Origin of the sequence: Streptomyces sp. NPDC050121, assembly GCF_044460385.1 — a bacterium.
GTDB classification, from domain to species: Bacteria; Actinomycetota; Actinomycetes; order Streptomycetales; family Streptomycetaceae; genus Streptomyces; species Streptomyces soliscabiei.
Genome location: NZ_JBITJV010000011.1, coordinates 18,300 through 32,706 on the forward strand (window position 1 = coordinate 18,300; position 14,407 = coordinate 32,706).

11 protein-coding genes and 1 pseudogene are annotated in these 14,407 nt (G+C 72.3%); 8 read left to right on the forward strand and 4 right to left on the reverse strand.

All coding sequences use genetic code 11. The features are described 5' to 3' along the window. Positions 1-35: 35 nt before the first annotated feature. From ACIBTS_RS18385 to ACIBTS_RS18410, 6 genes are all read left to right on the forward strand, one after another. Positions 36-1,517, forward strand: a complete 1,482-nt coding sequence (locus ACIBTS_RS18385; protein ID WP_399320528.1) for an NCS1 family nucleobase:cation symporter-1 — start codon at positions 36-38, stop codon at positions 1,515-1,517. 14 nt (positions 1,518-1,531) lie between these two features. Continuing rightward, a complete protein-coding gene (locus ACIBTS_RS18390) occupies positions 1,532-2,245 on the forward strand; it encodes an aspartate/glutamate racemase family protein (protein ID WP_399320793.1) in 714 nt (237 codons plus the stop codon). A gap of 1,033 nt (positions 2,246-3,278) precedes the next feature. Then, on the forward strand, positions 3,279-3,656 hold the full coding sequence (locus tag ACIBTS_RS18395) for a hypothetical protein (RefSeq protein WP_399320529.1): 378 nt from the start codon (positions 3,279-3,281) through the stop codon (positions 3,654-3,656). Positions 3,657-3,767: 111 nt separating this feature from the next. Continuing rightward, a complete protein-coding gene (locus tag ACIBTS_RS18400) occupies positions 3,768-4,862 on the forward strand; it encodes a hypothetical protein (protein WP_399320531.1) in 1,095 nt (364 codons plus the stop codon). Between the two features lie 237 nt (positions 4,863-5,099). Continuing rightward, a complete protein-coding gene (locus ACIBTS_RS18405) occupies positions 5,100-6,998 on the forward strand; it encodes an FUSC family protein (RefSeq protein WP_399320533.1) in 1,899 nt (632 codons plus the stop codon). Between the two features lie 342 nt (positions 6,999-7,340). Next, a complete protein-coding gene (locus ACIBTS_RS18410) occupies positions 7,341-7,514 on the forward strand; it encodes a hypothetical protein (protein WP_319338822.1) in 174 nt (57 codons plus the stop codon). Between the two features lie 4 nt (positions 7,515-7,518). Here the strand turns inward: ACIBTS_RS18410 and ACIBTS_RS18415 are convergent, their stop codons facing one another. From ACIBTS_RS18415 to ACIBTS_RS18425, 3 genes and pseudogenes are all read right to left on the reverse strand, one after another. Next, positions 7,519-9,540, reverse strand: coding sequence for an ABC transporter ATP-binding protein (locus ACIBTS_RS18415; protein WP_399320535.1), 2,022 nt, complete (start codon positions 9,538-9,540; stop codon positions 7,519-7,521). Positions 9,541-9,682: 142 nt separating this feature from the next. Continuing rightward, positions 9,683-10,135, reverse strand: a complete 453-nt coding sequence (locus ACIBTS_RS18420) for a hypothetical protein (RefSeq protein ID WP_319676353.1) — start codon at positions 10,133-10,135, stop codon at positions 9,683-9,685. Between the two features lie 389 nt (positions 10,136-10,524). Then, positions 10,525-11,247: pseudogene (locus tag ACIBTS_RS18425) on the reverse strand (ATP-binding protein); the annotation flags it as partial. 286 nt (positions 11,248-11,533) lie between these two features. On the opposite strand from ACIBTS_RS18425, the gene ACIBTS_RS18430 reads away from it, so the two are divergent. Together ACIBTS_RS18430 and ACIBTS_RS18435 are read left to right on the forward strand one after the other, a co-directional pair. Continuing rightward, complete coding sequence (locus tag ACIBTS_RS18430) at positions 11,534-12,394, forward strand: helix-turn-helix transcriptional regulator (protein ID WP_319676354.1); 861 nt, start codon at positions 11,534-11,536, stop codon at positions 12,392-12,394. After that, positions 12,395-12,670 carry a DUF397 domain-containing protein gene (locus ACIBTS_RS18435; protein WP_079663027.1) on the forward strand — a complete coding sequence of 92 codons (276 nt, stop codon included), beginning with the start codon at positions 12,395-12,397 and terminating at the stop codon, positions 12,668-12,670. 258 nt (positions 12,671-12,928) lie between these two features. Here the strand turns inward: ACIBTS_RS18435 and ACIBTS_RS18440 are convergent, their stop codons facing one another. Further along, positions 12,929-14,377, reverse strand: coding sequence for a PLP-dependent aminotransferase family protein (locus tag ACIBTS_RS18440; RefSeq protein ID WP_399320537.1), 1,449 nt, complete (start codon positions 14,375-14,377; stop codon positions 12,929-12,931). Positions 14,378-14,407 lie beyond the last annotated feature (30 nt).

Consider the following 14,407-nt stretch of genomic DNA (forward strand, 5'->3'; position numbering starts at 1 on the left):
TAGTCCTCCTCCGTCCCCTTGCCCATGGAGGCACCGTGTCCCTCGCCGACAGCGCCGAAGCCACCGGCGCACCAGCGTTCGTCCCCGACCCCCGGCTCACCAATGAAGACCTCGCGCCCGCCGAGCAGCGGAACTGGAAGGTCTTCGACCTCTTCGCCATGTGGATGTCGGACGTCCACAACCTCGGCAACTACACCTTCGCCGCCGGCCTGCTGGTCCTCGGCATGAACGTGTGGCAGATCTTCACATCCCTCCTCGTCGGTTTCGTGCTCATCTACGTCGGCATGAACTGGATGGGGAAGATCGGCCAGCGCCACGGTGTGCCCTTCCCGGTGGTCAGCCGCATCAGCTTCGGCGTCTGGGGCGCCAACATCCCGGCCCTCATCCGCGCCGTGATCGCCATCATGTGGTACGGCATCCAGACCTATCTCGCCTCCGTCGCCGTCAACGTGATGCTGCTGGCGGCCTGGCCGGGCCTGGAGTCCTGGACGCACAGCTCCTTCCTGGGCCTGGACGCCCTCGGCTGGGTGTCCTTCCTGTCCCTCTGGCTGATCCAGGCGCTGATCATCAGCCAGGGCATGGAGTCGGTGCGCAAGTTCCAGGACTTCTGCGGTCCGGCGATCTGGCTGGTGATGATCGCGCTGGCGATCTGGGTCCTTTCCAAGGCAGGCTGGACCATCTCGCTCACCTCCACCCCGCACCCCGTCTCCGTGGGCGAGCAGTGGCGGCAGTGGTTCGGCGCCATCGGACTGATCCTCGCCACGTACGGCACGCTGATGCTGAACTTCTGCGACTTCTCCCGCTTCGCACCCGACTACAAGACGGTCCGCCGCGGCAACTTCTGGGGCCTGCCGCTCAACTCGACGGCGTTCGTGGTCGTCTCCGTGATCGTCACCGCCGGCTCGCTGGAGGTGTTCGGCGAGGCCATCACCGACCCGGCGGAGCTGGTCGCCAAGGTCGGCAACACCTGGGTGCTGGTCCTGGGCGCGCTCACCTTCGCCATCGCCACCATGGGCGTCAACATCGTCGCCAACTTCGTATCGCCGGCGTACGACCTCGCCAACGTCTGGCCGCAGAAGATCAGCTTCAAGGTCGGCGGCATGATCAGCACGGTCGCCGCACTGGTCGTCACCCCCTGGAACCTCTTCTCCAACCCGACCGTCGTCAACTACTTCCTCGGCGGCCTCGGCGCGTTCCTCGGCCCCCTGTTCGGCGTGATCATGGTCGACTACTACTGGGTCAAGCGCGGCCGCGTCGACGTCAACGAACTGTTCGACGCCACCCCCGGCTCCCGCTACTACTACCGCAAGGGCGTCAACCCCAAGGCACTGTGGGCGTTCCTGCCCTCCGCAGCGGTCGCGGCGGTGCTCGCGCTGGTGAAGACGTTCAGCGACGTGGCCCCGTACTCCTGGTTCATCGGGACGGCCCTCGGGGCCGGCCTGTACCTGCTGCTGTGCCGCAGTGAGCGGACGGCAGGGTCCTCGGCGACCGCTCCCGACAAGCCCGTGGAGGTCTGAGAAGCGTGCGGAACGTGCGGATCGTCGTCACCAACTGCAACACCACGCAGGAGATGACCGAGGAGATCGTGCGAGGTGCCCGGGCCGCGGCAGGTCCGGGCACCACCGTGATCGGCCTGACCCCCGACTGGGGACCCGAGTCGGCGGAGGGCTGGCTCGACAGCTATCTCTCGGCCGCGGCCGTCATGGATCGCCTGCGCACCTACGACGGCCCGCCCTACGACGCTGTCGTCATGGCCGGCTTCGGCGAGCACGGCCGCGAGGGCGTACGGGAGCTGGTCGACGTGCCCGTCGTCGACATCACCGAGGCCGCGGCCCATCTGGCCTGTCTGCTGGGCCGCCGCTACGGCGTCGTCACCACCCTCGAACGGTCCTGCGGCCAGATCGAGGACAGCCTGGAGCTGGCCGGGGTGGGCCGTAACTGTGCCGCCGTCGTCGGCACCGGGCTCGGCGTTCTCGACCTGGGCGACGCCGACCGCACGGAGGCGGCCTTCCTCGCGGCCGCCGAGCGGGCCCGTCAAGCCGGCGCCGAAGTGCTGGTGCTCGGCTGCGCCGGAATGACGGGGCTGCAGCAGGCGGTGGGAGACAAACTCGGCCTTCCGGTCGTCGACGGCGTCGGGGCGGCGGTGAAGCTGGCCGAGGCACTGGTGGGACTGGGTCTGACGACCAGCCGCGCGGGGACCTTCGCAAAGCCGGTACCGAAACGACGCGTGTGGCGCGCCGAGTAGCGAAGGACCGTGAAGCGCCGGAAACGGGGAGGGCGGGCGAGCGGCGAAGCGTCCGCGAGGGCAGAGGGGCAGGGGGCAGTGGGGCAGCGGGGCAGTGGGGCAGCAGGGGTTGTGGAGCCGCAGGTCGGTGGGGCGGTAGAGACGCAGGGTTGTGGAGCCGCAGGTCGGTGGGGCGGTAGAGACGCAGGGGTTGTGGAGCCGCAGGTCGGTGGGGCGGTAGAGACGCAGGGGTTGTGGAGCCGCAGGTCGGTGGGGCGGTAGAGACGCAGGGCCGGGGAGCCGCAGATCGGTAGGGCAGCAGAGACGCAGGGCCGGGGAGCCGCAGGGCTGTGGAGCCGGGGAGTCGTATGGTCGCAGCACCGCAGCACCGCAGCACCGCAGCACCGCAGCACCGCAGCACCGCAGCACCGCAGCACCGCAGCACCGCAGCACCGCAGCACCGCAGCACCGCAGGGCCGTAGCCCGCAGGGTGGCAGGCGCGCACGGTTGTCGGGCCGGGCGCGCGATCGCCGGGCCGAGCGAGCGGGGGCGTACGGGAGCGGCCCCCGGGGCGATGGCAGGGCGGTTCACGGGGACTCCTTGGGGCCGGGTGCCCGTGGGGGCGCGGCCCTTTCGGAACTCCTCGTCACGCTCGGCCGCCTCGACCCGCTCGACGCGGTAGAGGCGCACCTGCGGTGCAGCCCGCGCGCGCGGATCGACGCTGAGCCGGTCCGGCGGCCCCAGCAGCCGGTGCACCAGCGCGCCCGTCCATCCCCGCATCCGCAAGCCGGCCAGCGACACGTACCGCCGTCCGTCCTCCACATACCTCTCCACGACCCGCTCCCCCCGTCGCACTTCGTCGTGACGCACTGTGACGACACCTCCCATTGAAGCGGGCCCCACTGACAATCGCCTCGCGACGGATAACCGTTGGACAACCCCGCCCCTCCCTCGCCAGGCTTCCTCCCGTGCGGAGCAAGCGTCTCGGCCGTTTCACGGCGGCGGACTTCTTATGGGCCACGCCGGAAGTCCCGGCGGGCCCCGGAGGTCTGCCATGTCCCGAACCGTCCATCACGTCCGCCCCCGACACCGCGTCAACCCTGCTCACTGGCCGGCCGAGAGCCTGAACCTGGACACCGGTCACCGTCTCGTCGCACTCCGCTACAGCGCGCAGGAACTGACCCGTGCGCGGCGCGAGCGGCGTCGCCCTGTGCCCGTCCAACTGGCGCACACGTTCTGCGCCTACACCTATCCCCGGTCCCTGAACGCGCAGGTCGACGGCCCGTACGAGTCCCGTGCGCGCGCCGCTCTGGCCGTGTTCCGCTCGACCGCCCGCAACCGCCTCCGGGCGGCCTCGCCCGGCGCTCTCCTCTCCGCGGCCGAGGAACTGGACCACCCGCCGACCCGTCACCGGCACCGGGACCTGTGGTAACAGGGCCCTCGTTCGTTTCTGGCCGGAAATGCGCTCTTTCGTTACCAAGAATGCCCAATCACCCTGTGACCAGGGGCGACAGGCGATTCGGCGGGGCGAGGGGGAGCCGCGATGGTCGAGCCGATCTATGTACCGGTCCTGCCGACGCGGCGGGACGCCTGGACTGCCTACGAGGCGCTCGATCCCCTCATACGGAGACGGATCGCGCCGCTGTGGACACTCGTCCCGCACACCGGACCGGAGCGGACGCGAGGCGTGCCGGCCGCCCTGGAACCGGCCGGTGACCAGGCCGCGTCGGGACGCTGGCTCACCCCGCGGGTGGACCGGCTGATCACGGCCATGGACGGAGGGCCCGGCTGGGTCGATGCCGCCCACGTCGAGGGCCGGGGCGAAGGGGCGGCCGTCGGCCTGTGGCGGCTGGCGACCAGGAGCCGTCTGCGCCTGGTCACCGGCCCGGAACGGGACCCCACGCTGCAGCGCTACACCGCCGACCTCGCCTTCCTCAGCGGCCGCGGGCTCGGCATACGGCTGCTCCTCGACGAGCCACCGGACGAGCCCTGTTCGACGCGACTGCTGGAGCTCCTCGACCGGCTCTGCCTGCCCGTGTCGCAGACCGACCTCATCCTGGACATGGGTGCGGCCACGGAGGGGGACGAGACGGCGAAGAACGCCATCGCCGCCCTCGACCTGCTGGGAACCCTCCGGCGCTGGCGCACGGTCGTTCTCACCTCCGGCGCCTTCCCCCGCACGCCCGACCAGCCGGCCACGGCCGTCCGGTACGAGGTGCGACGCCATGACCGGCAGCTCCACCATGCGGTGCGCGTGGCTCGCCCCGGGTTTCCCACAAGGGTGATGTACGGCGACTACTCCGTCGAGCACGCCTTCAGCGCCAACGCACCCTCAGGCGACGACCAGTACGGCCCGCCCTGGGGTCTGCTGCGCTACACCACGCCGGACAGCTTCCTCATCGCCCGTGCGCCCCTCAGAGGCCGCGAACGCGTCGACCGGGTGCGTGCGGCGGCGCGCTGGATCACCGAGTCCGGGTGGTTCCGAGGGGCCGACCACAGTGCAGGGGAACGCTGGCTGCACGCGTGCGCCGGGGGAGAGGGCTCCGGGGGCTCTGGCAACGCGGAGACATGGATCAAGGCGGGGCACATCCAGCATCTGAACTTCGCCGTGCACCAGCTGATGGGCACCTGGGCATGACACCTCCTCTGCCGGCGTTGCGTTCATAAAGAAAGCGGGATTCGGCTCAGACGTCACCTCGCCGAAACGCAACCGTCCCAACCTCTCCAAGACCGCCCTCTACCGTGGACACCACAGCTCACCACAGCTCACCACAGTTCATACAGCGCGACGCAGCTCACAGCTCGCCGCTGACCCGACCGCCCCGGCCACCGTCGCCCGAAGGCACACCCCCGCCCTCGTCACGACAGGAGCTTCGTGTCCCCGCGCTCGTCCGCATCCCTTCGCTCCCGCGTATACACCGCTCTCCCGCCCTGGCTCGCCCACGCCCTGCGTGCCCAGCGCGGGCCCGTGCCCTGGAGCGCGGTCTCGCGCGGAGTGTTGGCCGCGGGACCCCTTCTGCTGGTCGCCGTTCTCGCCGGGCGGACGTCTGTCGGGGTTGTCGCCGCCATCGCCGCGATGCTCGCCGGGATCAACGACCGGCCCGGCAGCCGGCGGGCCTCCGTCCGGCGGCTCGGGGCGCCCGCGCTCGCCGGAGCGGGAGGGCTGCTCATCGGGACGTACGTCGGGGGTCACGTCGGGGCCGTCGTACTGACGGTCGTCCTCACCGGCCTCGGCCTCGTCGCCGGCGGGATGAGCGCCATCGGGCCCGTCGCCTCCGGAGCGGGCACACAGTTGCTGGTCGCCGCCGCGATCGGGGCCGGGATGCCGGTGCCGGAGCCAGGACGGCTGCTCGCCCTCGCCTTCCTCGCCGGGGCCGGCTGGCTGCTCGCCCTGCGGCTCGTGCTCCCCACGCCGGGGGCCATGACCGGCGACTTCCGGTTCGACGGGGAACGGGACGCGGTGGCCCGTGTCTACGACGCCGTCGCGGAACTCCTCGACGCCGTCGGCACCGAGCACGCCACCGACCGCCGCGCCGCGCTCACCGCCGCCCTCGACCACGCCCAGGACGCCCTCGCCGGACCCCGGCTGCGGCGCTACGCAAGCTCCGCGGCCGAGCGGCGGCTGCGCGCCCAGTACGCCGCCGCGCTGCCCCTGGCCGAAGCCGCGACCGCGCTCGCCTGGAGCGGGGAGCCCGTCGCCGAGCGGGCCTCGGCCGGGCCCCGACGGCTCGCCGCCGCCGTACGGGAGAACTCGCACACCGGGCCGCTGCCCGCGCCCTCCCGGTCCGCGCCCGCGCTGCGCGCCCTCGACGACGCCCTGCTGCACGCCGCCGACGCCTTCGACCAGGGGAACGGCGGCGACCTGCACACCCGTCGGCGCGGCGCCCGCGACCTGCTGCGCACCGCATTCGGTCCGGGCGGGCGCGAGTACGGGCTGCGGGTCGGCCTGTCCTTCGGGGCCAGCGCCGCCATCGCGCAAGGACTGCACCACTCCCACTGGTACGGGCAGCACGCGCACTGGTACTGGCTGCCCGCCACCGCCGTCTTCCTGGTCAAGCCCGACCTCGGGCCCCTGGTGTCCCGGGTGTTGTGCCGGGCCGCGGGAACCGTGCTCGGGGCGCTGCTCTTCGCCGGGTTCGCCGCCGTGCTGCCCCGCCCGGAGGGGCTCGTGGCGCTGGTCGCTCTCTGCGGTGCGCTGATACCCGTGTCCACCCGGCACTTCGCGGCCCAGACGGCCGTCGTCACCGTGCTCGTACTGTCCCTGGTCATGGTCGGCGGGGAGCCCCAGGCCTCCGTCAGCCGGATCGCGGAAACCCTCCTGGCCTGCGCGATCGTCCTGATCGTCGGCCACCTGCCGATGCCGGGGGAGCGGGGTGGCCAGGTGCGCGCCCGGCTCGCCACGGCCGCCGGCGCCGCACACGCCTACCTCACCCACGTCCTCGACGGCTCCGACGCCGGCTCCGACGACCGTGCCGCCCGCTGGACCCTGCGTCGCGAGGCCTATCGCACCCTCGCCGAGGCCCGCACCGCCATCGCCCTCGCCGCGCACGAACTGCCCGCCCTCGCCCGGCACACCGAGGGCACGGACGAGGTCGCCGCCCTTCTCGAACGCCTCGTCGACACCACCACCGCCTGCGCCGTCCACCTCGACGACACCGGACGACTCGCCCCCCGCCACCGCGAACGCCTCGCCGAGCTCCTCGCCGAACTCGCCGCACGAACGCAGCGGGTGGGCCTGCCGGCGACCCCGCCGGTCCTGTCGATGGCCGTATAGCCCCGAGCCTGCCGCCCCTCGCCCCTCGTCCTGCGCCCCTCGCCGTCGCCCCGCCCTCGCCCGTCCCCCCGTTCCCACCTCCTCCCGTCACCCGATCCGCACGCACACCGGCGCGTGGTCCGGCCCCGGCTCGCTCCTGCGCACCGCCGTCCGAGCCCTGCGCGCGACCTCGCAGCCACGTACAGTGTTCGGTGCGTTCGGAAAGTGACCGGATCCTCACGATCCGTGCCGGACCCGTGTCAACTACGTCTCAGTAGCGCAACTGAGCGAGGCGTTCGCGGTCCGATGAGCGTTAACTCCTACAAGTCACGACGCTTTGACGCTTATCGGAGGTGCGAGATGGTGAACGGGCGAACCGTGCTCGAACGCTTTCCCGCGGGAGGGCCGCGCGGGTCGTGGCCCGCGGAGGAGTTCGCGCACGCCCGACGCATGGAGGGGCTGCCCGCCGAGGTCGTCATGGACCTCGCCACGGACACCTTCCTGGTGGTCGTCCGGGGCGGCGACGCCGCGCGGTGACCCGTCAGCCCGCCTGCGACGGGGCGGGCACGGGCACGGGCCCCCGAGCCGTGAACTGCTCGGCCTGCAGTGCGTACAGCTCGGCGTAGACGCCCCCGCCCGCCAGCAACTCGTCCGGGGTCCCCGACTCCACCAGCCTGCCCTGGTCCAGGACGTGCACCAGGTCCGCATGCCGGACCGACGCCAGCCGATGGGTGATCAGGACGACCGTCTGGCCGCTGCCGGCCAGCGCACGGATCTTCTCGAACACCTCCAGCTCGGCCCGGGCGTCCAGCGCCGCCGTCGGCTCGTCCACGATCAGGATGCGCCCGCGCCGGTAGGCCGCCCGCGCGATGCCGAGACGCTGCCACTGACCGCCGGACAGCTCATGCCCGCCGCTGAAGTGCCGGGCCAGCAGGGTGTCCAGACCCCGCGGCAGATCCTCGACCACCTCCTGCGCGCCCGCCTCGGCGACCGACGCGGCCAGCCGCTCCTCGGTGAGCGGCGCGGCACTGCGCCCGATGGCCACGTTGACCCGGGCCGTGAACGGCCACCGCTTGAAGTCCTGCGCCACCATCGCGACCCGCTCGGCCAACTGGTGCCGGTCCGCGCCCGCCGCGTCCACGCCGTCCCACAGGATCCGACCCCGGTCCGGCTTGTACAGCCCGGCCAGCAGCTTCACCAGGGTCGTCTTGCCGGAGCCGTTCTCGCCGACGAGCGCGATGATCCGGCCGAGGGGGAGCGTCAGGGTCACGTCGTCGAGGGCGGGGCGCGCCGACTCACCCGGGTAGCCGAACGTGACGTTCTCGAAGTGGATCTCACGCGGCTCCTCCGGCAGGGCCGCGCCGCCCTTGGGGATCGCCTGTTCGGCCGCTTCGACGTACAGGCGTTGCAGGTCGCCCACGAACAGGGCCTCCTCGTGCAGCTGGTTGACCTCCACGACGAGGGTGTTCAGGCTCGCTGAGCCGCTGCGGATCGCGATCACCGCGGTGCCCGCGACCGCCAGGGCCATCGTCCCGGTGAGCAGCAGCGCACCGAGGGTGGCGTAGGTCGCCATGGTCGCGAGACCCGTCCAGGCGGCCGCGATCAGGCCGGTGCGGGCGGCGAGCCGGGCCAGCCGGGCCTGTTCGGCCTCCGCGGTCTCCGACATCGAGCGGAAGTGCCGCAGCAGGAACGGGCCGACGCCGTGCACACGGATCTCGGGCGCCGCCGCGGGCTCGGTGAGCAGACTCGCGATGAGATGACCCGCGCGCGCGTGCTGCACCCAGGTGTGGAACGACTCGTAGCGTCGCCGGGCGTTCGTGAGCGCGCTCCAGGCGCTGGGCAGCGTCATCGTGACCAGCAGCGGCAGCAGCAGCGGATGCAGCACCGTGAGCACGCCGGCCGCCGCGGCCAGCGAGATCAGCGCGTTCACCACACGCGTGCCGTATGTGATCATCCGGCAGGCGGACCGGGCGCCGTACTGCGCGGTGTCCAGCAGCTTGTGGAAGGCGTGGTCCTCGATCGCGGCAAGCTCCACCCCGGCCGCCCGTTCCAGGTACAACTCGGTCGCCACCCGTTCCACCTTGGGCTCCAGCCGCCCGGTGGCATACGTCGACGCGGCCCGCAACAGCGCCCCGAAGAGGAGTACGACGGCCATCGCGACCAGAGCGGGAACGGCGCCGCGCAGCCGGTCCTCGATCGAGCCGCCGGTGACCAGCCGGCCCAGCACGGAGTTCACCGCGAGCAGGCTCACCGCCTGCGTCACTCCCCGTCCCGCCTCCGCGGCCAGCACGATCCGGGCGGCCCGCGGGTCGGCCTGGCGGGCCAGCCGGAGACTGGTGGAGAGCAGGGAGGGCAGCCGGATGATCATGGCGCGGAAGTTCAGCTCCAGGAAGGCGTCCCGGTGCTGGTTCCACCCCATGTCGTAGCGGAGCGGGCCGCCGAACAGCAGCCGCTCGGACTCGGACACCTCACGCTCGTCGCACCCCTGCGACTTGCGAGCCTCCTCCGCCCTCTCCGCCTCCTCCGCCGTGTCTTCCTTCCCCGCCTTCCGCGCCTGTCCCACCGTCGGCCTCCCCAAGTGGTCGTGGACGACGGCCACTATCGCGGGACGAGCCGCGTGAGGGCAGGGCGCGGGACGGGGAACCCGGGACGCGCGGGCGTGCGCCGGGGACGGCGCGCCGGACTGCCCCACGGGCAGTCAGGGACTATGCGCTGATCGGCCGCGACCAGATGGGCGTCGTGCCCGTGAGGCGGCACAGGGCCAGGTAGAGAGGTATCGGCGGGGTGTACGGAAGTGTGCCGTCCGGTCGGTGGATGAGGTCGGGGCGGCGCGGGGAGTTCGGGAGGATCGCGCCCGTGGCGTAGCGCGCGGGGGCGGGCCACTCCAGGGCGTAGTCGGAGTCGGAGGGGACCAGCCACCACCAGTGCGCGTCGTCGGCGTAGACACAGCCCATGCGCGGAAGACGCGGCATGAGCAGCGGGCCGAGATGGGCCGGCACGGAGACCGCGTCACAGCCCAGGGGGGCCGTCATGCCCTCCGGCACGGCCAGCCGGCGCACGGCGTCGGGAGCGGCGACGGGGGCGCCGGCCGGTCCGCGCTGCAGGCGTACGAGCGTGTCGAGGGTCAGCACCGGAGCCCGACCGGGCACGGTGCTCATGTCCGTCCCCGCTCGCGGACGGGTTGCTCGCGGACGGGCTGGAGGGGGAGCTGAAGCGGGAGCTGGAGCGGGAGTTGGAGGAGCAGCGGGAGGGCGTCGGCGGCGTGGCCGGATGCCCGAGTCCACCCGTCGTGGCCGTCACGGCCGTGGTGGTGCTCGCGAGCGTCGTGTCCAGCGGGCCCGGCGTGTCCTGCGTGCTCCGGGGTGCGGTGCCACTGCGGCATCACGCGGGGGGCCGGACCGTCGGACGCGATCGGTACGGCGGACGCGGTAGGCACGGCGGATGCGGTTCGTGCGGCAGACGCGGCCGGGGCAGCGGGTGTGGCCGACGGTGCGGGTATGGCCGGCCCGGCGGATGCGGGGTGTGGTCGTCTTGCGGCCGGGAGGGTCGCTTGCCGGTGGTGCTGCTCCGCCTGCTCGTCCTCGTCACCCGGGCCCTCGGCCGGTCCCGGCTTCGGGCGGGCGCCCCAGCCGAGGTCGTTACGGGGGCCGATGAAGTCGGTGTGCGGCTCGTCCGGAATGTCGTCGAACTCGTCCAGGATGTCGAGGAGTTCGCCGAGGCCGGCGTGGTGCGGCTCGGCGTCGCCGAGACGCAGACTGTCGCGGGGTTCGGCGGGATCGCCGGACGCGTCGGCCCGGCGGGGCAGGTCGGCCCAGACCAGCAGGCCGGGCCCGTGCTCCTGCGCACCCCAGGCGTGACACAAGGCCTCGACGAGCAGCAGCCCCCTCCCGTGCTCCTCCTCGGGACGCTGCGGCGAGGGGTGGGGCTCGCCCGGCGCGCATCCCTCGTCCCGCACGGCTATGCGGACCAGGTCGGCGCCGTCGTGCAGCTCGCAGACGACGATGTCGCTCGCGGTGTGCACGATCGCGTTGGTGACCAGCTCGGATATGACCAGGGCGGCGGAGTCGCAGGTGTCCTCGCACACCGACCAGCCGGTCAGCCGGGCCCTTGCCAGGCGTCTGGCCTGGGCGGGGGAACCCGGATGGGCGGCCAGTTCGAATCGGAACCGGCGCTCGGCAGCGGCCTGGTCAGGGCCTGCTCCCGCGCTGGCACCGAGACCCTGGGGGTGGCCTGCGGCGGCGTCTGTTCCTAAGGGCGCGGACGGAATCACGCTTGCCACTATCGCCCCGCCATGAACACTTGGCAAGTGTCACTCTGAAAAATGCAGAGTGCTGTGTGACGCGGTGAAGCGCCGTGGCACACTGCTCGCGACAGCACGGCGAACGGCGCCAATGGGGATCAACGGAGACTCGTACGCATCCGTACAGAACTTTGAGTGGGTCTTCGAGTGGCGCCGTAGGGCTGCCGTAGGGCTGTCGGGATTCTTTTCGTGACCGGTCGGGTCGGGGCCCGCGTGTGCCCCGCGCGGGCCGGTCGGCTCTTCGTGGAGGTGGAGCGTGAGCGAACCGCGGTCCGCGCCGACGGTCGGACAGGTCGTCCTCGGCCGGCGCCTGCTGGACCTGCGGGAACGCGCCGGGCTCAAGCGCGAGGAAGCCGCCCGCATCCTGCGCGTCGCGCCCGCCACCGTCCGCCGTATGGAGATGGCCGAGGTCGGCCTCAAGATCCCGTACCTCCAACTGCTCTTGAAGGCCTACGGCGTCACCGACGAGGAAGCCGAGGGCTTCGTCCAACTGGCCGAGGAGGCCAACAAACCGGGCTGGTGGCAGCGGTTCCACGACGTCCTGCCGGGCTGGTTCTCTATGCACGTCAGCCTGGAGGGCGCCGCCGCCCTGATCCGCCAGTACGAACCCCACTTCGTCCCCGGCCTGCTCCAGACGGAGGACTACGCGCGTGGTGTCCTCCTGTCCGGCGCCATCGGCCAGACCCGGCCGGAGGACATCGAGCGCCTCGTCGACCTGCGCATACAACGCCAGGATCTGCTCACCCGGCAGGACGCGCCCCGGCTGTGGGTGGTGATGGACGAGACCGCGTTGCGCCGCCCGGCCGGCGGCCCGGAGGTGATGCGCGCGCAGATCGACAAACTGCTCGAGGCCACGAAGCTGCCCAACGTCACGCTGCAGGTCGCCCCGTTCGCCAGCGGCCCGCACCCAGGCACGTACGGGCCCTTCGTGCTGTTCCGATTCGCCATGCCGGAGCTTCCGGACATGGTCTACAGCGAGTACCTGACCGGCGCCGTCTACCTCGACGCGCGCACCGAGGTGGCGACCCACCTCGAGGTCATGGACCGCATGGCGGCGCAGGCCGCTACAGCACATCGCACGAAGGAGATCCTCCGGGATCTCCGCAAGGAGTTGTGAATGGATCGCATCAAGACCCAGTCCAGGCCACGGGTCCGCGCTCAGCGGATCTACAACGGCATGCCCGCCCGGGAACTGGGCAGCGAGGGCTGGCACAAGCCGTGGAGCGGCGGCAACGGAGGCAACTGCCTGGAGGCGATGAAGCTCGCCGACGGCCGGATCGCCGTCCGGCAGTCCACCGACCCCGACGGACCGGCGCTGATCTACACCTCCGACGAGATGACGGCCTTCATCGAGGGCGCCAAGGCGGGGGAGGCGGACTTCCTGCTGTCCTGACCGACCCGCCTGCTGCCTTTTCTGCTCTTGCCCTCCTTCAACCTCCTCCTTCAACCGCCCCCTTGAACCTCATCCTTCGACTTCCTTGTTCTGGTACTGACTTGATGACCATGACTATTCGTGCCACATGCTTACGGAGCGCCTCATGACCGGGAGGACGACACGGCCGACCCCATCGTTCAGCATCCCGGCGTACGGGGCGGTGGGCCGCAGACGCTGAGACCCGCCCAAGGGGGGCACAGCCAGGGCCGGCCAGGGTCAGGCGGGCCCTGGCTGTGCGTTCGACGGCGGCAGCACGCGGCACAGCGCGTCCAACGCCGCCCCGTAGGCATGCTCCGACGGAGTCGCGTATCCGACGACGAGCCCGTCCGACGGCGCCATGTCCGTCGCCGGATGCCGGAACGCGGCCAGGCCGTCCAGGGCCACCCCCTGCCAGGCGGCCGCCTTCACCGTGGACCGCTCGGTGCCCGGCGGCAGCCGCAGCACCGCGTGGAGCCCGGCCGCGACCCCGGTGACCTCGACATGCGGCGCCCGCGCGGCGAGCGCCCCGACCAGTCGGTCCCGACGCCCGCGATAGCGCTGCCGCATCCGCCGTACGTGACGGTCGTACGCCCCGGACACGATCAGATCGGCCAGGCCCAGCTGATCGGGGACGCTCGCCCAGGCCTCCCGGTCGCCCTTGGCGGCCAGAACACCGGCGACGTACCGCTCCGGCAGCACCATCCACCCGAGGCGCAACGCCGGCGACAGGCTCTTGCTGACCGAGCCGATGTAGATCACCCGCTCCGGGTCGAGCCCCTGGACCGCGCCGACGGGCTTGCGGTCGTAGCGGAACTCCCCGTCATAGTCGTCCTCGACGAGCACCCCGCCACGCGCGCGTGCCCAGTCGATCACCGCGGTCCGGCGGCTCGCGTGCAGCGGACCGCCCGTCGGGAACTGGTGTGCGGGCGTGAGGAGAACGGCCCGCTCGCGCCCCAGAAGGTCGACACGCGCCCCGTCCGCGTCCAGAGGCAGCGGAGTCGTCCGCACGCCCGCCGCGGCCAGCAGCCCCCGGTGGAAGTCCAGCCCGTACGCCTCCACGGCCATCGGCCCGCGCAGCATCCCACTGCCGGTGCCGAACGGGCCGAACAGCAGGCGCAGCGCATGGGCGAAGCCCGAGCAGATCACGATGCGCTCCGGCTCGGTGCGCACGCCACGCGCGCGTGCCAGGTACTCCGTCAGGGCCTCGCGCAGTTCCCGGCGGCCGGCAGGATCGCCGGGCCCGAACACCTCGTTGGGCGCCTGCTGAAGGGCCCGCCGGTAGGAAGCGAGCCAGGCCGCGCGCGGGAACGACGACGCGTCCGGCGTGCCCTGCCGCAGGTCGTGCCGCGGGCCACGCGCGCGTGCAGGCTTCCCGACCGGCACCCGCTCGACGCGCCGCAGAGGCTCGGCCCGTTCGGCGACCCGGGTGCCGGAACCCTGTCGGGCGGTCAACCAGCCCTCGGCGACGAGTTCCGCATACGCGTCGGCCACCGTGTTGCGGGCGATGCCGAGGTCGGCGGCGAGCGAACGGTACGGCGGCAGCCGGGTTCCCGGAGCGAGCCGCCCGCTGCGCACGGCCTCGCGCAGCGCCCCGATGACAGCCGCCCGCCGCCCACCCGGCCCGGCCAGCTCCAGGTGCAGGTCGGCCCCGATGCGCTCCGCCGAATTGACCCACGAATCCGCCATGGAAATGCACCCTACAGCGGGTCTTTCCGG